Source organism: Paraconexibacter sp. AEG42_29 (assembly GCF_040581415.1).
GTDB lineage: Bacteria > Actinomycetota > Thermoleophilia > Solirubrobacterales > Solirubrobacteraceae > Paraconexibacter.
Map to the genome: position 1 here is coordinate 3,261,351 of NZ_CP114014.1, position 26,519 is coordinate 3,287,869.

Genomic DNA, 26,519 nt, shown 5'->3' on the forward strand with positions numbered 1-26,519 from the left:
TCCCACATCACACGACGGGGAAACCGACGCTCGAAAACGGAGGCGCCGGGTCCTCGCCCGCCATCCGATGGCCGTCCCGCGGCCGAACGTCGGTTCCCCCACGCGACACGACGGGAAAACCGACGCTCGATCCCGCTCAGCCACCCCGCCACCTCGCACGTCGGTTCCCCCACACCACACGATGGGGAAACCGACGCTCGAAGGCGGAGGCGCCGGTCGTCGTCACCCGCCATCCGATGGCCGTCCCGCCGGCCGAACGTCGGTCCTCCCACGCCAAACGACGGGGAAACCGACGCTCGATTTTCCCAGGTGTCCGGCCGGCCGGGATCAGGCCAGGGCCAGGCCCGCCGGCTCCGTCATGCCGTCCGGGCCGAGCGTCCTTACCCGCACCTGCGCGGACAACGCTGCCGCGACGACCGCCGCGGCGCCGACCGCGAAGCACGCCGACGGCCCGAGGTCGGTCGACGCGAGCGCGCCCGCGACCGCAGACCCGGCCGCCACACCGGCGCTGATCCCAGTGCCCAGCCAGGTGAACGCCTCTGTGACCGTTCCCGGCAGCGCCAGGTCCCCGGCCAGGCCGTAGACGATGGTGAAGAGCGGGGCGATCGCCGCACCGCACAGGACCAGGACGGCGCCGATCGCCCAGACGGACGACGCGGCGCCCACCAGCAGTGCGTCGCAGGCGCTGAGGACCGCGAGCAGCAGGACCACGGCCGCCGCACGATCGGCGGGCGCGCCGTGACGGGCGGCGGCGATGCCGCCGAGGATCGAGCCGACGCCCCACACGGCCAGCAGCGCACCAGTCGCCGCGCGGCTCCCGGCGGCTTCGGCGCTCGCCGCGATGCCGACCTCGATCGCGCCGAACGACGCGCCCATGCCGCCGCCCACGATCAACAGCGTCCGGACGCCCGGGGCGCTCAGGGCCCGGACACGCACGGCGCCCGGTGCCGGCGGTGTGCCCCGCCAGTCCCGCGACGCCTGCGCGCCCACGAACAACGTGGTGCCCACCACGAGGATGACGGCGGCGACGACCAGGGCCGCAGCCGGGTCGTGCACGGCCAGGAGGCTCACGAGCACCAGCGGGCCGAAGATGAAGCAGAGCTCCTGCGAGGAGGCCTCCAGCGCGAACGCCGCGTGGCGCGCGTCCGCGTCCGGCAGCACGGTCCCCCAGAGCGTCCGCAGGCAGGCCGACAGCGGCGGGTGGGTGGCGCCGATCACGAACGCCAGCGCCATGACGGGCCACAGCGGCCAGTCGTGCGGCAGCAGCGCGACGGCGACCAGCGCGGCGCCCGACGTCCAGGCACCGAAGCGCAGGACGCCCGTCTGACCGCGGGCGTCGATCGCCCGGCCCAGGAGCGGTGAGCTGGCCGCCAGGCCGAGCGAGAAGACCCCGGCCGCCAGGCCGCCCGCCGCGTACGACCCGCCGAGGTCGCGCACCTGCAGCAGGAGCAGCAGGCCGATCGCGGTCGCCGGCACGCGGCCGAGCAGCGACGCGCCCAGGAGGCGGGCGACACCGTGGGTGCGGAGGACGGCGACCGGGGACACGCCGACGATGATGCGGCCGGCGACGTCCAGACCTGCAACGATTCGGTCCCACCCGAATGATTGAGTACCGCTTCTCCAGCCACGACCTGCTGCGCACGCGCTTCGCTATCTCGCCGCTGTGCGAGGTGTGCTGGTCGACCAACGCGCTCCTGCACCCCGAGAAGCACGCCCTGCACGCGCCGTGGGCCCGCCGCGCCCAGGACCGGCTCCGTGGCCTGGACGGGCTCGAGCTCCTGCAGGAGTTGAACGTCAGCCGCGGCGGCTACGTCCCGGATTTCGGCGCGCCCCCACCGACGACGCCGGTGGCCGACCTGCGCGAGGAGCTCGAGCGCGTCCGCTCTACCCCGCACGACCGGGTCGCGCAGGAGGTCGCCTGGCGCTACGCCGGGCTCGGCAGCGAGATCCCCGCCGTCGTGCGGACGTTCCTCGCCGACCTCGATCGCGGGCTCGCGGGCCTCGTGGAAACGGTGGCGCACTACTTCGACCGGGCGATCGCACCGTGGTGGCCCGAGATGCGCCGTGTCCTCGAGGACGACATCTCCCACCGGGCCGAGCGGCTGACGACCGGCGGGACGGGCGACGTCTTCGCCGACCTGCACCCGGACATCGTGTGGCGCGACGGCTCACTGCGGGTTCGCCGCCGGCACGAGGCGACGGTGGACCTCGGCGGGCGCGGGCTGCTCCTGGTCCCGGCCGTCTTCGCCTGGCCGGAGGCGTTCACGCTGATCGACGAGCCGTGGCAGCCGACGGTCGTCTACACGCCGCGCGGGGTCGGGGACCTGTGGGCACCTCGCGCACCGCGCGACGGCCGCGCGCTGGCCGCTCTGCTCGGGTCGCGGCGCGCCCAGATCCTGACGGCGCTCGACCGTCCGGCCACGACGTCGGCGCTGGCCGCGGCGCAGCGGCTGCCGCCGTCTAGCGTGTCCGAGCACGTCGCCGTGCTGCGGGCCGCCGGCCTGGTCCGCTCCCGCCGCAGCGGACGGCTGGTGCAGCACGCGCGGACGACCGCCGGGGACGTGGTCGTCGAGGGCGCCGCGCCCTCCGGCACCACGTGAGTGGCTGCGAACCCCACGTATTTCGTGGGGTTCGCAGCCACTCGGCGCCGGCGTCCAGCTCAGAACAGGCCGAGCTGGTGGTGCTCTGGGGCATCGTCCGCGACGTCCGCCGGCGCGCCCTCGTCCGCGGGTGGATCGGCCGCCCGCGGGTTGGCCGGGGACTTCTCGTCCGGCTGCTGCGGCGACGGCGGTGCCTCCACTCCGGTCCTCCCGGCGCCCGCGCTCGGCAGCCGCGTGCCGGCGTCGTCGATCGGGTTCGCGTCCTCGTCCCCGGCTTCGACGTCGACCACGACCTCCGGCTGCGGCGGCGGACCGAGCCGCAGCAGGCCCGGCAGCGCCGCGATGTCACCCCGGAACTGGTCCACGCTCGCGGGCGTGTACAGCGCCGCGGCCGGATGCAGGACCGGGTAGAGCCGGACCGCGCGCGCCCCGAGTGTCCGGACCTCCGGCGTCCCGCGCAGCGTCCGCAGCGGGACGGCGTCCCCGCGCAGCACCCGTGTGGCGAAGCTCCCGAGCGGACAGACGACGACCGGGGCGATCAGCGCGATCTGCTCCAGCAGGTACTCGCGGCAGTGGTCGATCTCCGAGCGCAGCGGACTGCGGTTCTCCGGGGTCCGGCACTTGACGACGGTGACGATCGCGACATCCGCCCGCGACCGGCCGATCGCGGCCAGCGCGTCGTCCAGGAGTTGCCCCGACGGACCGATCACCAGGACGCCGTCCCGGTCCTCGACCAGACCGGGTGCCTCGCCCACCAGCAGCAGGTCGGCGTCGGCCGGGCCGGTCGCGAACACGACCTGCGACCGTGCCCGCACGAGCTCGGGACAGCGCGTGCAGCCGGTCGCCCGGGTGCGGAGCGCCGCCAGGGCGCACGCGCGCTCGGCCGGGCTGGGTGCGGCGGACGACACCGCTCCGAGCCTATCCATAAACACGGTGGGTTCTTCGTCGCACCGCCCGCCGAACTCCACCCGTCCGGGTGTTGCGTTCCGCCCTCGGCGGAGTATCTTGTTGACGAGGCCGTCACCTTCGCCGGGACGGACCTCCCCCAAGCCGCCACACCTGTCCCACGCCACACGTCGCGCCGGCATCCGTCAGGAGCTGGACCCGAAACCATGACCACTTCCCCTGTCCCGGGCTGCGCCATCGTCGGCGCCGGCCGCCTCGGCACCGCGCTCGCCGCGGCACTGCCTGCTGCGGGCATCGCCGTGGCCGGCCCGTTCGGCCGCGGCTTCGACGGGGCCGGACACGACATCGTGCTGCTGTGCGTCCCCGACGCGCAGATCGCCGCCGCGGCGGCGGCCATCGCCCCGCGGGACGGCCGCCTGGTCGGTCATACCTCGGGTGCGACCGGACTCGCTGTGCTCGCCCCCCACGCGGCTTTCGGCCTGCACCCGCTGATGACGGTGCCCGCCGCGGGGGCCGTTTTCGCCGGCGCCGGGTGTGCCACCGCGGGGACCACCGACCGTGCACGGCAGGTCGCGGCCGACCTGGCCGCCGCCCTGCACATGGTCCCCGCCGAGATCGCCGACGCCGACCGTGCTGCGTACCACGCGGCCGCGTCGATCGCCTCGAACTTCCTGGTCACGCTCGAGGACGCCGCCGAGCAGCTGCTGGCGACCGCCGGCCCTGACCGAGCCGTCCTCGTCCCGCTCGTCCGCGCCGCCGTCGAGAACTGGGCCGCCCACGGCGGGTCACAGGCGCTGACCGGCCCGATCGCCCGAGGCGACGAGGCCACGGTCGACCGTCAGCGCGCGGCCGTCGCCGAGCGCACCCCGGACCTGGTCCCGCTGTTCGACGTCCTCGCCGACCGCACCCGCGCGCTTGCCGCGCGTACCCCCCGCACGCCGGCCGGGGTCGCCTGAGCCATGCGCACCCTGCGGACCGTCAGCGAGCTGCGCACCGCCGTCCGGGCCGCCCGCCGGCAGGACCCGCAGGCCCAGATCGGCCTCGTGCCGACGATGGGCGCGCTCCACGACGGTCACCTCGAGCTGATGCGCCAGGCGCGGCTCGAGTGCGAGCACGTCGTCGTCTCGCTGTTCGTGAACCCGTCGCAGTTCAACGCGGAGGCTGACCTCGCCGCCTACCCCAGGGATGAGCTCACCGACGCGGGGCTGGTCACCGACGCCGGGGCCGACTTCCTCTTCGCCCCCGCCCTGGAGACGGTCTACCCGCCCGGGTTCGCGACCAGCGTGCAGCTGTCCGGCCCGCTCGTGGACTCGCTCGAGGGTGCGCACCGCGGCGCCGCACACTTCCACGGCGTCACCACGGTCGTCACGAAGCTGCTGAACATGGTCCAGCCGGACGTCGCCTTCTTCGGGGCCAAGGACGCGCAGCAGGTGCTGGTCATCCGCAAGCTCGTCGCCGACCTCGACCTGCCGGTCCGCATCGAGGCGGTGTCCACCGTCCGTGAGCCGGACGGCCTGGCGCGCAGCTCGCGCAACGTCCGGTTGACCCCGGACGACCGCCCGCAGGCGATCGCCCTCCACGCCGCACTGACGGCCGCCGAGCAGGCGTACGCCGCGGGCGAGCGCGACGCCGCCGTCGTGCGCGCCGCCGCGGCGACGGAGATGACCCGTCGCGGGATCGCACCCGAGTACCTGGCGCTCGTCGACCCCACCACCCTTTCCCCCGTCACCACCGTCGCCGACGGCACCCTGGTCGCCGTCGCCGCCCACGTCGGCGGCGTCCGCCTGATCGACAACACCACCCTCCAAAGCCCCTCACCCAACGGGAGACGCTGATGCAGCGCACGATGCTGAAGTCCAAGATCCACCGCGCCACGGTCACCGACTGCGACCTGCACTACGTGGGGTCGATCACGATTGATCCGGACCTCCTGGAGGCCGCGGACATCCTCGAGCACGAGCAGGTCGCCATCGTCGACGTCGACAACGGCCAGCGCTTCGAGACCTACACCATCGCCGGCGAGCGCGGCACGGGCTGCATGAAGGTCAACGGCGCCGCCGCTCGCCTCGTGCACCACGGCGACACGATCATCGTCATTTCCTACGGCCAGTACGACCGGCAGGACATGGAGACCTACGAGCCCCGCGTCGTGCACGTGGAGGCCAAGACCAACCGGATCATCACCGTGGACGACGCGGTGGCGACCCTCCTCTCCGAGCCGCGTTAGCGCGCCCGCACCCTCATCACGTCAGGAGCCCTCTGATGTCCACGATGCCTACGACCATGCACCTGCCGCAGGACGCCTCGCGCCTGCCGATGACGCTCCCCCGCCTGCTCGAGAAGCGCGAGCTCGGCGAGCCGATCGTCATGGTCACCGCCTACGACTACCCGAGCGCCCGCGCCGCCGACCGTGCCGGTGTCGACCTCGTCCTGATGGGCGACTCCGGCGCCATGACGGTGCTCGGCTACGACTCCACGGTCGCGGTCACGCTCGACGAGCTGCTGGTGCTGGCCCGCGCCACCCGCCGCGGCCTGCAGACGCCGTTCCTCGTCGGCGACCTGCCGTTCGGCAGCTACGAGGTCTCCGACGAGCAGGCGGTCATCACCGCCTTCCGCTTCGTGAAGGAGGCCGGGTGCGACGCGGTCAAGCTCGAGGGCGGCGGCGAGACGTCCGTCCGGCGTGCCCGCGCGATCGTCAACGCCGGCATCCCGGTGATGGGCCACGTCGGCCTCACGCCGCAGACGGCGACCGCGCTCGGTGGCTACAAGGCGCAGGGCAAGAACGCGGGCGCCGCGGCGAAGATCGCTCGTGAGGCCCTCGCCCTGCAGGAGGCGGGCTGTTTCTCGATCGTCTTCGAGGCGATCCCCAGCGCCGTGACCGAGGCGATCATGCCCCGGATGGGCATCCCGGTGATCGGGATCGGCGCCGGCCCCGCGACCGACGGTCAGGTCCTGGTGTTCCACGACCTGCTCGGCATCCGCGAGGGACGCGGGGCGAAGTTCGTCCAGCGCTACGCGGACCTGCTCGACGACATGGCGGGCGGCGTCGCCGCCTACGCGGACGACGTGCGGACGCGGCGCTACCCCGGCCCGGAGCACGGCTACGCGATGGACGTCGCGGAGCTCGCGGCATTCCGCGACGAGCTGAACCACAGCATCGCCGTCGAGGGCGCCCCCGTCTGACCGCCGTCAGGACTTGCTGTCGGTCCCGGCGGCCTCGCCCGGACCGGCGTCCTGCAGGATGCGCACGACCTGCGCGGCGATCGCGGTCGCGGTCGCGTCGAGGTCCGGTGTCTCGGCGCGATGGCGAGCCTGCACCGACTGCAGCGAGGTGCGCTCGCTGATCTGCCGCTGCGCCTGGGTGACGTCGGCCTCGAGGCGGCGGCCCAGGTCGCGGAGGCGATCGGTCAGCGCCTTCACGGTCTTGCCGAGCTCGGCGCTGTCGGCCTGGGCCGTGTCGGACTCGGCACGTGCGATCGACAGCAGCGCGGCGGCCTGCTCGCGGGCGGTGCGGATCTGCTCGCGGACCTCGGCGCGGGCGGCGGCGAGCTCGGCTTCGGCCTGGCGGCGGACCTCGGAGGCCTTGGTCCGGCCGGCCTCGACCAGCAGCGCCGCTTCGACGTTCGCCTCGTCGAGCTTGGCCTGGACGCCCGTCAGCGCTTCCTCCTCGCGCTCGGCCAGACGGCTGGCGACCTCGGACTCGAGCTGCTCGCGGGCCTGCTCGATCTCCTCGCGCGCCTGCCGGCGCTCGCCCTCGATCGTCGCCCGCAGCGCCTTCGCGGCGGCCTCGGCCTGGGCCTGCAGCTCACCGCGCTCGCGATCGAGCCGCGCCTGGGCCTGTTCGCGGTCCCGTGCGCGGCGCTCCTGGAGCTCGAGGCGCTGTCCGTCCAGCTCGGTCCGTAGGTCGGCGCGCTCCTGCGCGGCCTCGCGCTCCAGCTCGGCGCGCTGGCGCTCGAGCTCGGCGGCATGCGCCTCCACGGTCTCTTCGGCGCGGGTCTGCGCCTCGTCGGCCACGCGGGTGGCCTCCGCCCGGGCCGCGGCGATCTTCGCGTCGGCCTCCGCCGCCAGGTCGTTGCGCAGCGACTCCGCCTCGGTGTCGAGGTCACGGCGGGCACGGGCCGTCTCGGCTTCGAGGTCGGCCCGCAGCGCGGCGACCTCCGCCTGCGCTGCCTGGCTCGCGGACGACGCGGCCTGCGCCTGGTCGCGAGCAGCGTCGGCTTCGTTGCGCAGCGCCTCGGTCTGCTCGCCGGTGGCGGCGACCTCGGCCCGCAGGGCGTTCGTCTGGCGCCGGAGCGCCTCGGCCTCGCGGCGGGCGGCGTCGGCCTCCGCGCGCGCGGCACGCGTCTCGGCCTGCGCGGCCTGGAGCTGGGCACGGACGGCCTCGACCTCCCCGCGCTCGCGCGCTGCCGCCTGCTGACTGGCTGCGGCCGCGGCGGCTTCCTCGGCTCGCTGCGCGGCCTCGGTCTCGGCGGCGCGGCGGTCGTCAGCGGCCTGGGCGGCCGCCTGCTCGGCGGCTGCACGCTCTGCGGCGACGCGCTCGGCCTCGAGCGCAGCGGCCTCGGCGCTCTCGCGCGCGGCGATCTGGGCGGCCGACGGACCCACCGGCTCCACCGGCTCGGGGGCCGGCGGGGGCGCCGGTGCCGGCGGCGCGATCGGCTGTGCGGCCGGGGTCGGCGAAGGCGCAGCAGGCTGAGCCCGCGCCGACGGCGTCGACGAGAGGTTGCTCACGAACGGCCGGTGCTCGACGGTCAGCTCCCAGCCGCTGCCGCCCCCGGGGAGCGTCACCTGCCGCTCGGAAACGACCTCCACCCGGCCGAAGCGCACGGTGAGATTCGCCAGCAGAGCACCTCGGTCAGGCCCGGTGACGGTGACGGTAGACGGCGAGGCGCTCACAGACGCAAGACCGTACCGGCATCCGGTGGAGCATGGTGGGACGGGGATTGCGGAGGCCTCGGCACCACCACCCGCGACCCCACGATCTTTCACACGGCTTTCACAGTAGGCTGGCCCGCGCCATGGCTCGCCTCTCCCAGGTCTTCGCCCCCAAGGACCGTGAGTTCTTCGACCTCTTCGAGGAGGCGGCGGGGAACACCGTCCGTGCTTCCGATCTGCTCGACCAGATGCTCCGTTCGTGGCCCGACAAGCCGGAGCTCGCGCGGGAGATCCTGATCTGCGAGCAGGACGGCGACCGGATCACGCACGACATCATCAAGCGGCTGAACAACACGTTCGTGACGCCGATCGACCGCGAGGACATCCTCGGGCTCGCGAGCGCGCTCGACGACATCGTCGACTTCACCGAAGAGGTCGCCGACTACCTCGGCCTCTACAAGATCGAGGCTCCGATGGAACAGGCGCAGCGGCTGGCACACGTGCTGCTGCAGGCCTGCCGGCAGCTGGCCGAGGCGATGCCGCGCCTGCGCGACTTCCGCGACCTCAGCCACTACACGGTCGAGATCAACCGACTCGAGAACGACGGCGACCGCATCGTCCGCGAGGCGATCGCCTCGCTGTTCGACAACGGCATCGACCCCATGGTCGTGATCCGCTGGAAGGACATCTTCGAGCGGCTCGAGGACGCGATCGACGCCACCGAGCACGCGGCCAACGTGCTCGAGGCGATCGTGATCAAGAACGCCTAGCCGCGACCCCGCGCCGCGCCGCCCCGCCTCCCCCGACGCACCCAGCACCTTGGAATCGGACATCATCCTCGTCATCGTCGTCGCGACAGCGCTCGGCTTCGACTTCACCAACGGCTTCCACGACACCGCGAACGTCGTGGCGACCGGCATCTCGACCCGGGCGCTGCCGCCCAAGCTGGCCGTCACGCTTGCCGCGATCCTGAACTTCATCGGGGCGTTCCTGTCGCTGAAGGTCGCCGCGACGGTCGCGAAGGACATCGTCGACCCGTCGACGATCACGATGACGATCGTCTTCGCCGGCCTCATAGGCGCGATCGCGTGGAACCTCATCACCTGGTACTTCGGCCTGCCGTCGAGCTCGTCCCATGCCCTCGTCGGCGGCCTGGTGGGCGCGTCGTTCGTCGCTCACGGGTTCAGCTCGATCTCCGGCGAAGGGCTGCTCGGGAAGGTCATGGTGCCCGCCGTGATCGCGCCGGTCCTCGCGTTCCTGGTCGCCGGGGTCTCGATCATCGTCATCTACCGCATCGTCGGCCGGCTCCGGCCGGGCCCGGTCAACCGCGGCTTCCGCGTCGGGCAGTGGGCCTCGAGCGGCCTGCTCGCGGTGTCGCACGGCACGAACGACGCACAGAAGACCATGGGCATCATCACGCTGGCGCTCGTGGCCCACGGGTCGCTGGACGCCGACAACTTCGAGGTCCCGACGTGGGTCATCTTCGCGTCGGCCAGCGCCATCGCCCTCGGCACCTACTCGGGCGGTTGGCGCATCATCAAGACGATGGGCAGCCGGATCATCAAGATGGACCCGGCGCAGGGCTTCGCCGCCCAGGGCGCCGGCGCCTCGGCGATCCTCGCCGCGTCCCACGCCGGGTTCCCGCTGTCGACCACGCACACCATCTCGGGCGCCGTCATGGGCGCCGGCGCGGCCAAGCGCCTCAGCGCCGTCCGCTGGGGTGTCGCCGGCAACATGATGATCGCCTGGCTGCTCACGATCCCGTGCGCGGCGGCCATCGGCGGCATCGTGTACGGCTTCACGTCGATCTTCGGCGACGGGGCCGCCGGACCGCTGATCGTGTCGGTCGTGTCCGTCGGCCTGCTCCTCGCCGTCTATCTGCGCCGGCTGCAGCGCGGCTCCGTCCTGACCGCCGCGGAGGCCTGAGCGATGCCCGTCCTGCTGGGCTTCATCGACGGCCAAGCGCTGTGGCAGACCATCTGGACCGGTGCGGTCGCCGGCATCGGGGTCTGCATCATCTTCGCCTTCACCATCCTCGGCGCGGCGCGGTCCACGGACATGCGCCTCGAAGACCGCGCCGTTGCGGCGACGCTGTACGCGGTGCTGGCGGTGCTGGGGACGCTCGCCAGCTTCGCAGTCGTGATCTACGCCGTGGTGCTGATCACCACTAAGTAGCAGGCACGCCCGGGTACTCGATGGTGCGCAGCACGCGCGCCGGTGAGCCCGCGGCGATGCTGAACGCGGGGAGATCCGTCGTCACCACGGAGTTGGACCCGATCACGCAGCGCTCCCCGATCGTCACCCCACTGGTGATGACCACGTTCGCGCCGCACCAGACGTTGTCGCCGATCCGGGTAGGGCCCTTCGTGGTGAACCCCTGCCACGGCACCGGCTTGACCGGATCGTCGAAGCGATGGTTGCCGTCGGTGACGAAGCATCCGTTGGCGAACATGCAGTGCTGCCCGATCTCCACCAGGTCGACCGCGGCCACCTGCACTCCCAGGTTGAGGAAGCTGCCGCCACCGATGCGGATCCGGCCCGGATCGGGGCAGGTGAGCCAGACGCCGGGCTCGAGGACGACCTGCGGCCCGATCTCCAGGCGGCCGGCCCGCAGTGCCTCCAGGACGTTGCCGTGCACCGGCCAGCGGGTGAACGCCTCACGCCGGGCGAACTCCCAATGGATCTGCGCCCGCACCCACGGCAGCGACGAGCGCTCGTACCAGCGCCACTTCTGCAGCCATTGGCGGGCCTGCGCAGCGGTCATGCCCGAACCCTCTCAGACGAGCGCGCACGGACGTCCAGCGACCGGCCAGCACCCCATCCCCAGAAACGTCGAAACTCGACTGGACGGATGTCCCATGGGGTGAACACCCCACGCGGCCGATGATGTCCATGTCCCCAACAGGACTGATCCGGGGCCCTACATCCGGATCTTTCGAGCCTCGCCCGCGGCCTGCCCGCGGGCACCGAACGTGTTCGCTCTCGGGGTGGGAGCGAACCGATCAGCGGCCGGAGCCTCCCGTGGCACCGGCTGCGACCCGTCGGTGGTTGCGTGGGCCCGTACGGCATCCCGTGTCCGTACGGCGCCCACGTACCCCGAGGGTCTGACCGGCAGCCGCCGTCTCGCGGCCGCCGGATCAGCCCGGACCGGAGCCACGGGCGTGGCACGTCGTGCGGCGCGGCGCTCAGGCCGCTGCAGCCTTCGCCTTGCGCGCCCGTGGCTTGGCCGGCGCACGTCGCTTCTTGGTGGCGGGTGCCGCCGCGGGCACGACGAGGTCGCGGAGGAACGCGCCGGTGTAGGACGCCGGAACCGCCGCCACCTCCTCGGGAGTGCCGACGGCGACGACGGTGCCACCCTCCTCCCCGCCCTCGGGGCCCATGTCGATCAGGCGGTCGGCGGTCTTGATGACGTCCAGGTTGTGCTCGATGACCACCACCGAGTTGCCCTGGTCGACCAGGCGGTGGAGCACCACCAGCAGCCGCTGGACGTCCGCGAAGTGCAGGCCCGTCGTGGGCTCGTCGAGGATGTAGAGCGTCCGGCCAGTCGCGATCTTCGACAGCTCGGTGGCGAGCTTGATCCGCTGCGCCTCGCCGCCGGAGAGCGTCGTCGCGGGCTGCCCGAGCCGGATGTAGCCCAGCCCGACGTCGTTCAGCGTCTCCAGCCGGCGGCGGATCTTCGGGATGTTCTCGAAGAAGACCACGGCTTCCTCGACCGGCATCGCAAGGACGTCGGCGATCGACTTCCCCTTGAAGCGGATGTCGAGCGTCTCCTTGTTGTACCGCTTGCCGTCGCACTGCTCGCACGGGACGTAGACGTCCGGCAGGAAGTGCATCTCGATCTTGATCTGGCCGTCGCCCTTGCAGACCTCGCAGCGGCCGCCCTTGACGTTGAAGGAGAAGCGCCCGGCCTTGTAGCCGCGGGCGCGGGACTCCTGCGTCTTGGAGTAGATGTCGCGGATGACGTCGAACAGGCCGGTGTACGTCGCGGGGTTCGATCGCGGGGTGCGGCCGATCGGCGACTGGTCGATCGCGATGATCTTGTCGACCGCGTCGAGGCCCAGGACCGCCGTGTGCGCGCCGGCCCGGCTGCGGGCGCGGTGCAGCTTGTTCGCGACGGCCTTGTAGAGGACCTCGTTGACCAGCGACGACTTGCCGGAACCCGACACCCCCGTCACGCAGGTCAGCGTCCCGAGCGGGATCCGGACGTCGACGCCCTTGAGGTTGTGCTGCTTGGCCCCGCGGATCTCCAGGTGGCCGCTGGGCTTGCGGCGCCGCTCCGGGACGGGGATGACCGCCGTGCCGGCCAGGTGCTGACCGGTCAGCGACGCCTTGACCTTCGCGATCTGCGCGGCGGTCCCCTGGGCCACCACGCGGCCGCCGTGCTCGCCGGCGCCCGGCCCCATGTCGATGACGTGGTCGGCGGCGCGCATCGTCTGCTCGTCGTGCTCGACGACCAGGACGGTGTTGCCGAGGTCGCGCAGGCGCTCGAGCGTGGCGATGAGCTTCGTGTTGTCCCGCTGGTGCAGGCCGATCGACGGCTCGTCGAGGACGTATAGGACGCCGACCAGCGCCGAGCCGATCTGCGTCGCGAGCCGGATGCGCTGCGCCTCGCCGCCGCTCAGCGTCGCGGAGGCGCGGTCCATCGACAGGTAGCCGATGCCCACGTCGTTCAGGAAGCGCAGGCGCTCCTCGATCTCGCGGAAGATCAGCCGCGCGATGTGGCGCTCGGTGTCGGACAGCTGCACCTCCTCGAGCCAGATCCGGGCGCGCTTCACCGACAGGTTGCAGAACTCGTGGATCGCGGTCCCGCCGACCAGCACGGCGCGGGATTCGGGCCGGAGCCGCGAGCCCTTGCACGCCGGGCACGGGACGACCGCCATGAACTCCTCGATCCGCTCGCGGATCGCCTCGGAGTCGGTCTCCCGGTAGCGGCGCTCGAGGTTCGGCATCACGCCCTCGAAGCGGGCGTTGTAGGACCGGGTGCGGCCGTACCGGTTCTTGTAGGTGACGGGGACGCGGTCGTCGCCGAGGCCGAACAGGTACAGGTCCTGCTCGCCCTGGGGCAGGTCGGCGAACGGGATCGTGCGGTCGATGCCGTACGAGTCGCTGATCGCCTCCCCGATCTGGTCGTAGTACTGCGAGCTCGAGTTCGCCCACGGAGCGATCGCGCCCTCGTCGAGGGACAGCGACGGGTCCGGGACGACCAGACCCGGGTCGATCTCCATCATCGAGCCGAGGCCGGTGCAGCGCTCGCACGCGCCGTGCGGTGAGTTGAACGAGAAGATCCGCGGCTCGAGCTCGGGCATCGAGGTGCCGCAGTTGAGGCAGGCGAACTTCTCGCTGAACGTCAGCAGCTTGCCGGCCGTGCCCTCGGGCGCGCCGCGCTCCGCCAGGATCTCGACCTCGATGATGCCGTCCGCCAGCGCGATCGCCGTCTCGATCGAGTCGGCCAGGCGCTTGCGGACCTCGCCACGCATCACGAGCCGGTCGACGACCAGCGAGATGTCGTGCTTGAACTTCTTGTCGAGGACGATCTCCTCGTCGAGGCCGCGCAGCTCGCCGTCGACCTTCGCCCGCGCGTAGCCGTCCGCACGCAGGGATTCCAGCATCTTCCCGTACTCGCCCTTGCGGCCCCGGATGATCGGCGCCATGACCATGAAGCGCGTGCCCTCGGGCAGCTCCATCACCTGGTCAATGATCTGCTCGACCGACTGGCCGGCGATCGGCGCACCGCACTTGTGGCAGTGCGGATGGCCGATGCGCGACCACAGCAGGCGCAGGTAGTCGTAGATCTCGGTGACGGTGCCGACCGTCGACCGCGGGTTCTTCGACGTCGTCTTCTGGTCGATCGAGATCGCCGGCGACAGGCCCTCGATCGAATCGACGTCCGGCTTGTCCATCTGGCCGAGGAACTGGCGCGCGTAGGCGCTCAGCGACTCGACGTAGCGGCGCTGTCCCTCGGCGTAGATGGTGTCGAAGGCCAGGGACGACTTCCCCGACCCAGACAGGCCCGTGATGACCGTGAGCGCGTCCCGCGGGATCGTCAGCGAGACGTCCTTCAGGTTGTGCTCCCGGGCACCCGAGACGACGATGCTGTTGGACGGCGGCATGTGCACATAAGCCTAGCCGTCCGAACAGACGTTCGACCGTTCGAATGCCCGCAATCTGCGGGTTCTGCTACCCCTCGACTGTCGCGTACGCCTCATCGACGAGCGCGCCGCGGTCCGGAAGGTCGAAGTTGTCGCGCAGGTAGGCGTCGGTCTCCTCGCGGCTGGCCCCGTTGAGCGCCATGTTGAGCGCGATCAGGCGGGCACCGTCGATGTCCCCGTCCCCGGCACCCTCGTCGTGCGTCGGGGCGGGAGCCGGCTCGGCCGCGGGCGGGGCAGGCTCGAAGGCCGGCGCCTCCTCGACGGCGGGCACGATGCTCGCCTCCGGGTAGGGCTCGTCGAGGACGGACCCGGTGCGCTCCTTGGCGGCGGGGACCGGCTCGGTTGCGGTGAACAGGCCCGGCGGCACGATCGGCGCCTCGGCGTGCGGCGACGGGTCGGGTGCCTCCTCCGGGATCGGCGGCAGCGCGCGATCGGGCACGTCGGCAGCACCAGCAGTCGGCTCGGGCCGCCGCTTGGCGAGCGGCATGCTCTCGATCGGCGCGGGCGCGGCGGCGGGAGCGGCAGCGCCGGCCACGTCGTACAGCTCGCCCATGTTGCCCTTCAGCAGCGACAGATCGGCGCCGAGCCGGTTCGCGCCGGTGCGCAGGCTCTCCATCAGCGCGCCCAGCTCGCCCTCCATCGCGTCGACGCGCTGCAGCATCCCCGAAGTCGACTCGGCGACGGCGCCCACGTGGTCCTGGCTCTTCGCGACGGCGTCGTCGCGGATGTCGGCGGCATTGTCCTCGGCCTCGCGGACGATGCGGGCGGCCTCCTCGCGGGCACCGGCCTCGATCTCGGCGGCGCTGGACTCCGCGGCCTCGACGATGGCGCGGACGTGGTCGCTGGCAGCGATGGCGATCGACGCCGGAGTCGCGCGGGCGGGCGCCGGGACGGGCGCGGCGGCCACCGGGCTGCGCGAGCTGCTCGAGGCCTGACGCTGCAGGCCCTCGATCTCGACGGCGAGCTGCTCCAGGTGAGCGTCGACGGCCTCGGGGTCATACCCCCGCCGGGCGATCGGGAAGTCCTTCTTCTCGATGGATTGGCGATCAAGGGCCACGGTTCCTGCTCCTCGTACGATGGCCCGGGCGGGTCCGCGGCGGCGCCGCACCCGTCCCGGGTCAGGGTCAACTCGGGCAACCCTACCGAACGACCTGCGGCCGGTCGCCGGGGGTGCTGTTCGGCCGGCGACCCCGTGTCCGCGGTCGCTCGGCGTTTCGGAGCGGCACGGCGCGGCGCCGCTCAGCGCGCCAGCGCGACCTCGCCGTCGCGGACCTCGACCAGCCCGTCCCGCACCAGCCCGTCGAGTGCCGCCCGCACCCGGGCCGCGTCGATGTCGCCCGGGACTGCGTCGCCGGCCGCCAGCGCCGCCACGATCCGGCCCCTGACCCAGCGGTTCGTGTCCTCGAAGCGGACGGCGGTCCCCGCCGCCCGCCGCGCCGGGGCGACCACGGCGCCGCGCGAGGCGCACCACGGCGCCGCCGGGCACGCCTCGCAGTCGGCGCGCCGCGCGCCGCAGACCAGCGCGCCCAGCTCCATGGCGGCCTGGTTCCAGGTGGGAGCGCGCTCGATCGACTCAGGGAGCAGCACCTCCGGACCGCCCAGCCCGATGCGGTCGGCGATCCGCCGCACGTTGGTGTCGACCGCGGCGACCCGCTCGCCGAACGCGAACGACGCGACCGCCGCCGCCGTGTACGGCCCGACGCCGGGCAGCGCCCGCAGGCCGGCGGCGGTCCGCGGCCAGCCGTCCCGCGCGACCACCGCGCAGGCGGCCCGCAGCCGCAGCGCCCGCGAGTTGTAGCCCAGGCCCACCCACGCGGCCAGGACGTCGGGAACGGCCGCCGCAGCCAGGGCGTCCTCCGTCGGCCACTGCGTAAGCCAGGCCTCGAAGCGCGGCACGATGCGGGCGACCTGCGTCTGCTGCAGCATGACCTCGCTGACCAGGATCGCGTAGGGGTCCGTCGTCCGGCGCCACGGGAGGTCGCGGCGGACCTCCTCGTACCAGGCCAGGACGGCGTCCTGGAGCGCCGGAACCGACACCGGCGGTCAGTCCGACGCCATCCCGGCCTCCTGCAGCCCGCGCAGCTCCCGGTTGAGGTCGCGGATCTCGTCGCGCAGGCGGGCCGCATACTCGAAGCGCAGCTCCTCGGCCGCGGCGAGCATCTCCTCCTCCAGCGACACGATCGCCTTCTGCAGGTCCTCGGGCGCCCCGTCCCCCACGTCGGTCCGCTTGCGCTCGCTGCGCCGGCGGCCCTTGGGCGTCTTGCCCTCGGCCTGGAGGAACTCGGCGATGTCGCTGACGCCCTTGTTGATCGTCGTCGCCGTGATGCCGTGCTCGACGTTGTACGCGAGCTGGATCGCCCGGCGGCGGTCGGTCTCCTCGAGGGCCGCCGTCATCGCCGCGGTCTCCTTGTCGGCGTACATGATCACCGCGCCCTCGGAGTTCCGGGCGGCACGGCCGATCGTCTGGATCAGCGACGTCTCCCCGCGCAGGAAGCCCTCCTTGTCGGCGTCGAGGATCGCGACGAGCGACACCTCGGGCATGTCCAGGCCCTCGCGCAGGAGGTTGACGCCGACGAGCACGTCGTACTCGCCGAGGCGCAGGTCGCGGATGATCTGGATGCGCTCGAGCGTGTCGATCTCCGAGTGCAGGTAGCGGACGCGGAAGCCCATCTCCAGCAGGTAGTCGGTGAGGTCCTCCGACATCTTCTTCGTGATCGTCGTGACCAGGACGCGCTCGCTCTTGTCGGTCCGCTTCCTGATCTCGTTCATCAGGTCGTCGATCTGGTTCTTCGTCTGCCGGACCTCGACGGACGGGTCCACGATGCCGGTCGGTCGGACGATCTGCTCGACGATCGTCCCGGAGTGCGCGCGCTCGTACTTGCCCGGCGTGGCGGACACGAACACGATCTGCGGGGTGATGGAGAGGAACTCGTCGAACTTCTGCGGGCGGTTGTCCATCGCGCTGGGCAGCCGGAAGCCGTAGTCGACGAGGGTCCGCTTACGGGCCTGGTCCCCCTCGAACATCGCGCCGACCTGCGGCACGGTCTGGTGGGACTCGTCGAGGAAGCAGACGAAGTCGTCGGGGAAGTAGTCGATCAGGCAGTAGGGGCGGTCACCGCGGGCGCGGCCGTCGAGGATCCCCGAGTAGTTCTCGATCCCGTTGCAGAAGCCCATCTCCTTGAGCATCTCCATGTCGTACTGCGTGCGCTGCCGCAGCCGGTGGGACTCCAGGAGCTTGCCCTCGGCGTCGAGCTCGGCGCAGCGGTCCGAGAGCTCGCGGCCGATGGCGGCGACGGCGTTGTCGATCGTGCCGTCCCGGACGTTGTAGTGCGACGCGGGCCAGATCGCGACGTGCTCGAGGTCGTCCTTCACGAGCTCGCCCGTCATCGGGTCGAACTCCTGCAGGCGCTCGATCTCGTCGCCGAAGAGCGTCGCCCGGTAGGCGGTCGAGTCGCTGTAGGCGGGGAAGATCTCGAGCGCCTCGCCGCGGACCCGGAAGGAGCCGCGGCCGAGGGCGACGTCGTTGCGGACGTACTGGATCTGGACGAGCTTGCGCAGCAGCCCGTCGCGGTCGACCTCCTCCCCCTTGCGCAGCGTCTGCAGGTTGTCGTCGTAGGTCTCGGGCGAGCCGAGGCCGTAGATCGCGGACACCGACGCGACGATGATCACGTCGCGTCGCGCGAACAGCGCGGCGGTCGCGGCGTGCCGCAGGCGGTCGACCTCGGCGTTGATGGCCGAGTCCTTCTCGATGTAGAGGTCCTTCGACGGGACGTACGCCTCGGGCTGGTAGTAGTCGTAGTAGCTGACGAAGTACTCGACGGCGTTGTCCGGGAAGAAGGTCCGGAACTCGTTGCAGAGCTGCGCGGCGAGCGTCTTGTTGTGGGCCATCACCAGCGCCGGCTTCTGCAGGCGCTCGATCGACGCCGCCATGGTCATCGTCTTGCCCGTGCCGGTGGCGCCGAGCAGCGTGGTGTAGCGGTCGCCGTTGTTCACCGCCTCCACGATCGAGTCGATGGCCTTCGGCTGGTCGGCGGCGGGGCTGTAGACGCTGTCGAGGCGGAACGGAGGCACCGAGCCAGATTAGCGGCGGCCCAGGACCGCTCCGGCTCGCTGCGGTCAGCCGGTGACCGCGTCCGCCGTCAGTCGATCCCGAGCTCGGCCGCGTAGTTCGCGCGGTAGTCGCGCCGCGCGTCGAGGACCTTGCGCACGTAGGCGCGGGTCTCCGGGAACGGGATGTCGTCGGCCGTGAAGTCGCGGTCGGCCTCGCGCGCCTCGATCAGCCACTTGCCGACGTTGCCCTGCCCGGCGTTGTACGCCGCGAGCACCAGGACGTCGTTGCCCTCGAAGTTCCGCTCGAGCTCCCGCAGGTAGTAGGCGCCGTAGCTGATGTTGACCTGCGGGGTGCCGAGGTCCTTCACGTCGAAGGCCAGGCCACCGGACCGGCGGGCGATCTCGTGGGCGGTGTCCGGAGTGATCTGCATCAGGCCGAGCGCGCCTGCGCTGGACTCCTGGCCGTCCCGGAAGTGGGACTCCGCGTAGATCACGCCGGCGATGAGCGCCGGGTCCAGGCCCTTGTCCTTCGCCTGCTGGCGGATGATGTCCTCGTGCTTGAGCGGGAGGGTGATCTCCTTGACCGCCTCGTGCAGGTGCGGGAGGACGGCGGCCGCAGCCGCCGCGCTACCCGCCAGCACGAGCACGAGCACCAGCAGGCGGCGGCGGGCCTGTGCGGCCCGGCTGCGAGCGCGTGGTGCCGGGTCGCGCCGGCTGTTGCCCGCGCCGGCTCGCGACGGCGGCCGGCCGGCCGGTGGCCGTTTGGCGGTGGTCCCACGGGCTGCGGCCGATCGCGGCGCGCGCTGCGTCCCCGCGCCCGTGGCCGCCGGCGATGCGGGGCGGGGACTGCGCTGCTTGGCGGGGCGTGCACTCAAAGGGTGAGGGTGCTGTCAGGCGGGAGGGGCACTGCGCAGTCTGCCGAGGACGGTGGACAGCTCCCGCTCGAGGTCCTCGACGGTGCCGGAGTTCACGACCACATACGTCGCGCGGTCCGCCTTCTCCTGCTGGGTCAGTTGGCGGGCTGCCCGCTCGTCGACCGAGTGGTGTCCGCGCGCCGCGGCGCGCTCGGCGCGGACCGCCTCGTCGGCGATGACCGCGATCGTCGCGTCGTACGCCTTGTCCATCCCGGCCTCGAACAGCAGCGGCGTCTCCACCACGGCCGCGGGGGGCGGCGGATCGGCGGTGGCCGACGCAGCCCGGAAGTCGATGACGGCCTGGGCCACGCGCGGCCAGATCTGCTCCTCCAGCCACTTGCGCTCGGACGGGTCGGCGAAGGCGTGCTTCGCGATCTGCGCGCGGTCGACGGTGCCGCCGGGCGCGACGTCGTCCCCCCAGCGCGCCACGACGAGCTCACGGAGCTCGGCGTCGTCGACGTAGAGGTCGTGCACCACCGCGTCGGTGGACAGCGTCATGGCTCCCAGGCGACCGAGCGCGGCGAGCGCGGTCGACTTCCCGGAGCCGAGGCCGCCGGTCAGGCCGACGAACGGGACTGGGGCCTGGGAGGGCATGGGCACTCGAGCCATAACCTGCCCGTCGCGACTATGTTGCGGTCGCGACGGGCGGGTGGCGGGACGCGCTGCGTCCCGGGCTGCTCGTTACTCGGCGGCGGGCGCCTCGTCGGCGTCGGCCTCGGCGGCCGGAGCCTCCTCGGCGGGGGCCTCGGCCTCGGCGGCAGGGGCCTCCTCGACGGGCGCCTCGGCCTCAGCGGCCGGAGCCTCCTCGACGGGGGCCTCCAGCGTCTCGTCGGCCGGGACCTCCTCGGCGGGCGCGGCGTCGGCGACCTCGGGGGCCTCCTCCGCGACAGCGGCCTCGGACTCCGGGGCCGCTGCCTCGGCGTCCGCAGTCGCGGGGTCGGTGACCTGGCCGAGCTCGTCGACCGGCTGCAGCGTCGGCGCGACGGGCGGGTAGACCTCGTCGAGGTTCGTCACGTCGTCCAGGTCGGAGTCCAGCAGACCCTCGATCGGACGCAGCGGCAGCACCTGGCCGTCGACGCGCTTCACCGACAGCGAGAGGCGGCGCCGCTCGGAGTCGATCTCCAGGATCCGGACGCGGACCTCGTCACCGGGCTGCACGACCTCACGCGGGTTCTCCACGTGGTGGTTCGCGAGCTCGGAGATGTGGACCAGGCCCTCGACCCCGTCGAGGATCTCGACGAAGGCACCGAACGTGACGACCTTGGTGACCTTGCCGGCCAGCTCGTCGTTGACGTTGTAGGTGTCGACGACACGCTGCCACGGGTCCTCCTGCGTCTGCTTGAGACCCAGGGAGATCCGCTGACGCTCGCGGTCGATGTCGAGGACCTTGACGGCGACGGTGTCGCCGATGTTGAGGATCTCGGACGGGTGGTTCACATGCGACCAGGACAGCTCGCTGATATGGATCAGGCCGTCGATGCCGTTGAGGTCCACGAACGCGCCGAAGTCGACGATGTTCGAGATCTGGCCCTCGACGACGAGGCCGGGCTGCAGGCGGTCCAGGATCTCCTGGCGCTGCTCCTTGCGCTCCTCCTCGAGCACCGCGCGGCGGCTGAGCACCACGTTGTTGCGCGAGCGGTTGAGCTCGATGACCTTGCACTCGATGGTCTGCGACATGAACTCGTCGAGGTTCGCCACGCGGCGGATGTCGACGAGGGAGGCCGGCAGGAAGCCACGGACGCCGAGGTCGATGATGAGGCCGCCCTTGACGACCTCGATGACCAGGCCCTCGACGGGCTCGCCGCTCTCCGCGGCGGCTTCGATGCGGCGCCAGGCCTTCTCGAAGCGGGCGCGCTTCTTGGAGACGATCAGGCGGCCGTCCTGATCCTCCTTGGTGAGGACGAGGACGTCGACCTCCTCGCCCATCGTGACTTCTTCGTTCGGATCCACGTTCTTGCGGATCGAAAGCTCGTTGGAGGGGATGACCCCCTCGCTCTTGTAGCCGATGTCGACGAGGACCTCGTCCTTGTCGATGCGGACGACCTTGCCGCTTACTACTTCACCCTCTTCGAACAGGGTGAACGTTGCGTCGTAGTTGGGGACGATCTGCCCGTCGATTTCGAGGAGCAGGCCATCAGAGCCGGGAACGATCTTGGCTTCTGACGGAGTCGTAGAGGTGATGGTCTGGGTCATGAACCGTTCAGCGTAACGGTTGGACCCCTCTGGGCGCCCTGCGGTGCGCCCCCCGGATAACCTGCAGCGAGATGGCACTTCGAGCGACGAAACGAGGCGAGGAGCGGACGCCCCTCGCAGGCGACTACGACGTGCTGATCTGCGGCGCGAGCTTCGCAGGCCTGACGGTCGCGCGGGAGCTGTCCGGCAGCGGCGCCCGCGTGCTGCTGATCGACCGCTACGAGATCGGCGAGCGGCAGACCTCTGCGTGCGCCGCGCCGACCGAGTGGCTCGACAACATGGGCCTCTCCGAGTCGATCCTGCAGACGTTCGGGGACCTCGTCGTCCACCGCCTGCAGGCCAAGGGCGGCCCCAAGCGCTCGAAGACCTACCGCTGGGCGCTGCCGTGGACGTTCTCCACGTTCGACTACCGCAAGCTCTGCGCGCTGCTGAAGGAGCAGTCGCCGGACGTCCCGTTCGAGACGGCGAAGGTCGACGGCATCACGCACGGCGGCGCGATCCACACGGTCCACACCGACCGCGGTGACCTGACCGCCCCGCTCGTCGTCGACGCCCTCGGCTGGCGCCGCAACCTGGGCACGGACCCGGACGGCATCGACATCCCGACCGCCCGGCTGTCGCGTGGCCTGGAGGTCCATCCGCCGGACGCGGGCGCGGCCGGCAAGGACCTCGAGCTGTGGCTCGACACCGACTACATCAAGCCCGGCTACTCGTGGTCGTTCCCGGCGGGTCACGAGACGCGGGTCGGCGTCGGCTCGTTCGACCCGAAGATCAAGGTCAAACGGCCGACCGACGAGCTCGCGCACAACATCGGCGTCGGCGTCGAGGGCGGCTACCAGGGCAACTGGATCCCTCACGTCCTGCGCCCCGCGACCGAGGCGAACGTCTTCTTCGTCGGCGACAGCGCGGGCCACTGCCTGCCGACGACCGCCGAGGGCATCCGCACCGCGCTGTACTTCGGCCTCGCGGTCGGCCGCGAGCTGCGTGCCGTGGTCGACGGGCGCCAGTCCCGCGGCCAGGCCCTCGAGCGGTACCACTCGTTCTCCGCCGACCACGAGTTCGCCTTCTCGTGGCTGTGGCGCGTGCAGACGATCTTCAGCGGCATCAACAAGCTGCCGCTGATGGACTCGGCGCTGGACGTCTTCCAGCGGCCGTCGCTGATCAAGTGGGCGTTCAACCACTACCTGGCGATCGCCCCGCCGTCCTACGCGCTCGAGCCGTCCTGGCCGGACGCGCGGTCACGGCAGGACGCCGGCCCGTCCGTGGCGGTCGAGTCCGCCCCGGAGCGCGGCGAGCTCACTGCCGCCTGACGACGTCTCAGGCCGGGCGGCCGCTTCGCGACGCAGTCGGGCATGTGCGGACGTCCGGGGGCCGACAGCCCGGCTGGGCGGTGGGACGCGTGGAGGGTTTGGGGGGCATACCCCGCCAAATCCGCCGAGGGGAGACGGCCGCCCGGCCGTGCCCCGGACGCGTGGAGGGTTTGGGGGGCGTACCCCGCCGAATCCTCCGCGGACCCGTGCGAGCGCCCACTCGTCCCGCCCGGCCCGCCGCCTGCCCCATGCCGCTGCCGGTCAACGCGCCTGGAGGGCGTCCATGCCGACCGTCGCCGCCAGCAGCAGACGCCGGTCCAGCGCGCGGCCGGTGTCCCCGGACGCGTCGATGTCGTAGACGTCGCGCCACTTCCAGCGCCGGCGGACGTTCGTCGCGAGGACCTGGTCGCCGCGGACGAACTCGAAGTCGTAGGCGATCGGCAGCCAGTCCGCGAAGTCGCCGATGTACGGAACGATGCCGACGACGCGACGGAAGATCGCCTTCGGCATCGACACCTCGCGCGCCTGGCAGATCTCCTGGCCGTCGGGCGCGAAGATCGCGTAGGTCGAGCGGAACAGCGACTTGCCGAAGACCTTCTGGATCGCGCCGAGCTGGACGCCGTCCGCCGTCGCGATGTCGTACGTCGCCCGCGGGTCGAACCGCTGGCGCGCGAGGATCCGCATCAGGTCGACCGACTTCGAGTCGTCGGTGTAGAAGCGCACGTCCTCCTTGAACTTGAAGCGCTTCTGCTCGACGAAGCAGAACTGCTCGCCGTCAGACTCGCCGTCCGGAACCGAGAAGACGTACTGGTTGATGACGAGCTTGACCCGCTGGCGCAGGACGAACCTGTCGTAGGCGGTGATGTCGATCACGCCCGGGAGCCTACCTCGCTACTTGGCGTCCATCCACGAGACGCCGAAGCCGACGTCGACCGCGAGCGGCGGCTCGTGGCCCCACGGGGCGACCATCGTCGTCCGGGCCAGGTCGGCGACCGCCTGCGCCTCGGACTCCGGCGCCTCGAAGACGAGCTCGTCGTGGACGGTCAGCACCATGCGCGCCGTCAGGTCCGACGCCGCCAGGGCCCGCGCCGCCTCGATCATCGCGAGCTTCATAACGTCGGCCGCGGTGCCCTGGATGACGGTGTTGACCGCCAGCCGCTCCCCCAGCATGCGGACGTTCCAGTTGCGCGCCCGGATCTCCGGGATCTGGCGGCGCCGGCCGTAGAGCGTGTGGACGTGGCCCTGGTCCTTGGCCTGGTCGATCGTGTCCTCCATGAACTGCGCGACCTTCGGGAAGCGCTCGAGGTACGTGTCGATGAAGGCCTTCGCCTCCTCCCGCGGGATGTTCAGGCGGTCCGCGAGGCCGAAGTCCGACAGCCCGTAGACGATGCCGTAGTTGATCATCTTCGCCTTCGAGCGGTCCATCGGCGTCAGCTCGGACGCGGGCTTGTCGAAGACGGTCGAGGCGGTCGCGGTGTGGACGTCCTCGCCCGCGACGAAGATCGCCTTCAGGACGGGCTCGTCGGCGACGTGGGCCAGGATCCGCAGCTCGACCTGGGAGTAGTCGGCGCTGACGAGGACGTTGCCGTCCCCCGCCCGGAAGCAGCCGCGGATCTCGCGGCCGAGCTCCGTCCGGACCGGGACGTTCTGCATGTTCGGGTTGGTCGAGGACAGGCGACCGGTCTGCGCCACCGCCTGCAGGAACGTCGTGTGGATCCGGTCCTCGTCGTCCGTCATGTGCGGCAGCGGATCGAGGTACGTCTTGGAGAGCTGGTTCAGCTCCCGCCAGCGCTCGATCTTGGGGATGATCGGATGCTCGTCGCGGATCGCCTGCAGGACGCGGGCGTCGGTCGAGAACCCCGTCTTGCCGCGGCGCTTGCGCGACAGGCCGAGCTTCTCGAACAGGACCTGCCCGAGCTGCTGCGGCGAGCCGAGGACGAACTCCTCCCCCGCCAGGTCCCAGACCTCGCGCTCCAGCGTCGCGATCTCCTCGTCCACGCGGGTCTTGATCAGCGCGAGCCGCGGCTTGTCGAGCCGCATCCCGGCGTCCTCCATCGCGGCCAGCACGCCGACCAGCGGCAGCTCGACGTCGTCCATCAGCCCCTGCAGCCCGCGGTCGGCCAGCTGCTCGCGCTGCCACGTCGCCAGCGCGTTCGTCAGCAGCGCCGCGCGCGCGGCCGGGTCCTCGATCTTCGTCGCGAACCCGCGCTCCTCGCACAGCTCGTCGAACGGATAGCCGCGCCGCGCGGGCTCCAGCAGGTAGGCGCCGAGCAGCGTGTCGTGGGCCAGGCTGACCGGGACGGGGCCCGCGGCCTTCGCGTCGTGCATGACGACGGGCCGGTCGCCGAGCGCCGCGATGACCTCCGCGGCGTCCTGGCACGGACCGGTCAGGACGCCACCGGTGCCCGCGTGGACCCCGAACCGTGCCTGCGCGTCGAGCGTGAAGAGCTCGCCCTCGGGCGCCTCGGGGATCGAGAACGCGACGGACACCTCGAGGCCCGGCGGCAGGACGCGCAGGTCGGTGATCGCGGCCTCGCGGACGCGAGCGGTCAGCTGGACGTCCCCAGTGAGGTTCGCCCCCGGGACGGCGTCCGGCCCGTCGGCCTCGCCCTCGTCCCCCGCCAGCGCGTCCTCCAGGCGCGACAGCGGCGCGCGCAGCTCGAACCGGCGGAAGACCTCGCGCAGCTTCGAGCGGTCGGGTGCGCGGGCGGCCTCCAGCGCGGGGTCGATGTCGGTCGGGACGTCGCGCAGGATCGTCGCCAGCTGCTTGGAAAGCCGTGCGTCGTCCGCGTGGTTGGTCAGGTTCTCCTTGCGCTTGGCGCCGGAGATCTGGTCGACCGACGCGAGGACGGTGTCGAGGTCGCCGAACTGCTGCAGCAGCGCGGCGCCGGTCTTGTCGCCGATGCCGGGGACGCCGGGGATGTTGTCCGACGTGTCGCCCTTGAGGCCGTAGAAGTCGGGGATCAGCTCGGGGGCGAGGCCGTAGCGGTCGATGACGGCCTGGCGGTCGTAGAGCTTGGTGTCCGTGATGCCGCGGCCGGTGGCCATGATCGCGACGAGGCCGTCGTCGTCGATGATCTGGAAGGCGTCGCGGTCGCCGGTGACGACGACCGAGCGGATCGGCGGGTCGGCGACCCGGGCCTTCTGCGCGATCGACGCGATCACGTCGTCCGCCTCGTAGCCGTCGACGTGCGTGTTGCGGTACCCGAACGCGTCGACGATCTCCAGCAGGTGCGGCCACTGCTCCTTGAGCAGGTCGGGCCGGGAGGTGCGCGTCGCCTTGTAGTCGGCGGACATCGCCTTGCGGCCCGAGTTGCCGGCGTCCCAGACCACGATCGTCGGCTTGACCCCGTACTCGGTGAGCAGCTTCACGAGCATCGACGCGAAGCCGAAGATCGCGTTCGTGGGCTGGCCGGTCGACGTCGCGATGGACTCCGGGAGCGCGAAGAACGCCCGGTAGGCCAGCGAGTTGCCGTCGATCAGGAAGAGCTCGTCAGGACGTTCGGCCATGGAGGGGTGACCCTA

Annotated in this window: 22 protein-coding genes; 9 read left to right on the forward strand and 13 right to left on the reverse strand. The window is 71.9% G+C overall.

Features of this window, described 5'->3' with window-relative positions; all coding sequences use genetic code 11:
* Positions 1 to 327: 327 nt before the first annotated feature.
* Positions 328 to 1,545 carry an MFS transporter gene (locus DSM112329_RS15905; RefSeq protein ID WP_354697534.1) on the reverse strand — a complete coding sequence of 406 codons (1,218 nt, stop codon included), beginning with the start codon at positions 1,543 to 1,545 and terminating at the stop codon, positions 328 to 330.
* A 56-nt stretch (positions 1,546 to 1,601) separates the two neighbouring features.
* On the opposite strand from DSM112329_RS15905, the gene DSM112329_RS15910 reads away from it, so the two are divergent.
* Positions 1,602 to 2,600 carry a DUF5937 family protein gene (locus DSM112329_RS15910; protein WP_354697535.1) on the forward strand — a complete coding sequence of 333 codons (999 nt, stop codon included), beginning with the start codon at positions 1,602 to 1,604 and terminating at the stop codon, positions 2,598 to 2,600.
* Between the two features lie 59 nt (positions 2,601 to 2,659).
* Here DSM112329_RS15910 and DSM112329_RS15915 read toward each other — a convergent pair whose 3' ends face one another.
* Positions 2,660 to 3,508 carry a uracil-DNA glycosylase gene (locus tag DSM112329_RS15915; RefSeq protein ID WP_354697536.1) on the reverse strand — a complete coding sequence of 283 codons (849 nt, stop codon included), beginning with the start codon at positions 3,506 to 3,508 and terminating at the stop codon, positions 2,660 to 2,662.
* 204 nt (positions 3,509 to 3,712) lie between these two features.
* Between DSM112329_RS15915 and DSM112329_RS15920 the strand changes: the two genes are divergently transcribed.
* Genes DSM112329_RS15920 through panB form a run of 4 tightly spaced genes read left to right on the forward strand, consistent with a single transcriptional unit; the run spans position 3,713 to position 6,689 of the window.
* Positions 3,713 to 4,462, forward strand: a complete 750-nt coding sequence (locus DSM112329_RS15920) for a DUF2520 domain-containing protein (RefSeq protein ID WP_354697537.1) — start codon at positions 3,713 to 3,715, stop codon at positions 4,460 to 4,462.
* A gap of 3 nt (positions 4,463 to 4,465) precedes the next feature.
* Positions 4,466 to 5,341 carry a pantoate--beta-alanine ligase gene (gene panC, locus DSM112329_RS15925; protein WP_354697538.1) on the forward strand — a complete coding sequence of 292 codons (876 nt, stop codon included), beginning with the start codon at positions 4,466 to 4,468 and terminating at the stop codon, positions 5,339 to 5,341.
* Positions 5,341 to 5,733 (forward strand): aspartate 1-decarboxylase, encoded by a 393-nt coding sequence (gene panD / locus DSM112329_RS15930; RefSeq protein ID WP_354697539.1) that lies wholly within the window; start codon positions 5,341 to 5,343, stop codon positions 5,731 to 5,733. Before panC ends, panD begins: the two co-directional genes overlap by 1 nt.
* A 35-nt stretch (positions 5,734 to 5,768) precedes the next feature.
* Positions 5,769 to 6,689 carry a 3-methyl-2-oxobutanoate hydroxymethyltransferase gene (gene panB / locus DSM112329_RS15935; protein ID WP_354697540.1) on the forward strand — a complete coding sequence of 307 codons (921 nt, stop codon included), beginning with the start codon at positions 5,769 to 5,771 and terminating at the stop codon, positions 6,687 to 6,689.
* Positions 6,690 to 6,695: 6 nt separating this feature from the next.
* On the opposite strand, the gene DSM112329_RS15940 is transcribed toward panB, so the two are convergent.
* Positions 6,696 to 8,315 carry a hypothetical protein gene (locus tag DSM112329_RS15940; protein ID WP_354697541.1) on the reverse strand — a complete coding sequence of 540 codons (1,620 nt, stop codon included), beginning with the start codon at positions 8,313 to 8,315 and terminating at the stop codon, positions 6,696 to 6,698.
* 206 nt (positions 8,316 to 8,521) lie between these two features.
* Here DSM112329_RS15940 and DSM112329_RS15945 point away from each other — a divergent pair, with 206 nt between their 5' ends.
* From DSM112329_RS15945 to DSM112329_RS15955, 3 genes are read left to right on the forward strand one after another with little or no spacing between them, the layout of a single operon-like run.
* Positions 8,522 to 9,148 carry a DUF47 family protein gene (locus tag DSM112329_RS15945; protein ID WP_354697542.1) on the forward strand — a complete coding sequence of 209 codons (627 nt, stop codon included), beginning with the start codon at positions 8,522 to 8,524 and terminating at the stop codon, positions 9,146 to 9,148.
* Positions 9,149 to 9,197: 49 nt separating this feature from the next.
* Positions 9,198 to 10,304, forward strand: coding sequence for an inorganic phosphate transporter (locus tag DSM112329_RS15950; protein ID WP_354697543.1), 1,107 nt, complete (start codon positions 9,198 to 9,200; stop codon positions 10,302 to 10,304).
* Positions 10,305 to 10,307: 3 nt separating this feature from the next.
* Complete coding sequence (locus tag DSM112329_RS15955) at positions 10,308 to 10,553, forward strand: hypothetical protein (protein WP_354697544.1); 246 nt, start codon at positions 10,308 to 10,310, stop codon at positions 10,551 to 10,553.
* Here DSM112329_RS15955 and DSM112329_RS15960 read toward each other — a convergent pair.
* The 8 genes from DSM112329_RS15960 to rpsA form a co-directional block, all read right to left on the reverse strand.
* A complete protein-coding gene (locus DSM112329_RS15960; protein WP_354697545.1) occupies positions 10,546 to 11,142 on the reverse strand; it encodes an acyltransferase in 597 nt (198 codons plus the stop codon). The genes DSM112329_RS15955 and DSM112329_RS15960 overlap by 8 nt on opposite strands.
* Before the next feature lie 421 nt (positions 11,143 to 11,563).
* Positions 11,564 to 14,488 carry an excinuclease ABC subunit UvrA gene (gene uvrA, locus DSM112329_RS15965; protein ID WP_354697546.1) on the reverse strand — a complete coding sequence of 975 codons (2,925 nt, stop codon included), beginning with the start codon at positions 14,486 to 14,488 and terminating at the stop codon, positions 11,564 to 11,566.
* A 67-nt stretch (positions 14,489 to 14,555) separates the two neighbouring features.
* Positions 14,556 to 15,584 carry a DivIVA domain-containing protein gene (locus DSM112329_RS15970; protein WP_354697547.1) on the reverse strand — a complete coding sequence of 343 codons (1,029 nt, stop codon included), beginning with the start codon at positions 15,582 to 15,584 and terminating at the stop codon, positions 14,556 to 14,558.
* 182 nt (positions 15,585 to 15,766) lie between these two features.
* Complete coding sequence (locus DSM112329_RS15975; protein WP_354697548.1) at positions 15,767 to 16,564, reverse strand: A/G-specific adenine glycosylase; 798 nt, start codon at positions 16,562 to 16,564, stop codon at positions 15,767 to 15,769.
* Between the two features lie 6 nt (positions 16,565 to 16,570).
* A complete protein-coding gene (uvrB, locus tag DSM112329_RS15980) occupies positions 16,571 to 18,598 on the reverse strand; it encodes an excinuclease ABC subunit UvrB (RefSeq protein ID WP_354697549.1) in 2,028 nt (675 codons plus the stop codon).
* 68 nt (positions 18,599 to 18,666) lie between these two features.
* Entirely contained in the window at positions 18,667 to 19,230 is a 564-nt protein-coding gene (locus DSM112329_RS15985; RefSeq protein ID WP_354697550.1) for a lytic transglycosylase domain-containing protein, read from the reverse strand.
* A 237-nt stretch (positions 19,231 to 19,467) separates the two neighbouring features.
* The gene (gene coaE / locus DSM112329_RS15990) at positions 19,468 to 20,085 is read right to left on the reverse strand and encodes a dephospho-CoA kinase (protein WP_354697551.1); all 618 of its coding nucleotides are present in this window, start codon (positions 20,083 to 20,085) and stop codon (positions 19,468 to 19,470) included.
* Between the two features lie 87 nt (positions 20,086 to 20,172).
* A complete protein-coding gene (gene rpsA, locus DSM112329_RS15995; protein ID WP_354697552.1) occupies positions 20,173 to 21,684 on the reverse strand; it encodes a 30S ribosomal protein S1 in 1,512 nt (503 codons plus the stop codon).
* 71 nt (positions 21,685 to 21,755) lie between these two features.
* On the opposite strand from rpsA, the gene DSM112329_RS16000 reads away from it, so the two are divergent.
* Complete coding sequence (locus tag DSM112329_RS16000; RefSeq protein WP_354697553.1) at positions 21,756 to 22,994, forward strand: FAD-dependent monooxygenase; 1,239 nt, start codon at positions 21,756 to 21,758, stop codon at positions 22,992 to 22,994.
* 261 nt (positions 22,995 to 23,255) lie between these two features.
* On the opposite strand, the gene DSM112329_RS16005 is transcribed toward DSM112329_RS16000, so the two are convergent.
* Both DSM112329_RS16005 and polA read right to left on the reverse strand, forming a co-directional pair.
* Positions 23,256 to 23,867 carry a hypothetical protein gene (locus tag DSM112329_RS16005; protein WP_354697554.1) on the reverse strand — a complete coding sequence of 204 codons (612 nt, stop codon included), beginning with the start codon at positions 23,865 to 23,867 and terminating at the stop codon, positions 23,256 to 23,258.
* A gap of 18 nt (positions 23,868 to 23,885) precedes the next feature.
* Positions 23,886 to 26,504 carry a DNA polymerase I gene (gene polA, locus DSM112329_RS16010; RefSeq protein WP_354697555.1) on the reverse strand — a complete coding sequence of 873 codons (2,619 nt, stop codon included), beginning with the start codon at positions 26,502 to 26,504 and terminating at the stop codon, positions 23,886 to 23,888.
* Positions 26,505 to 26,519 lie beyond the last annotated feature (15 nt).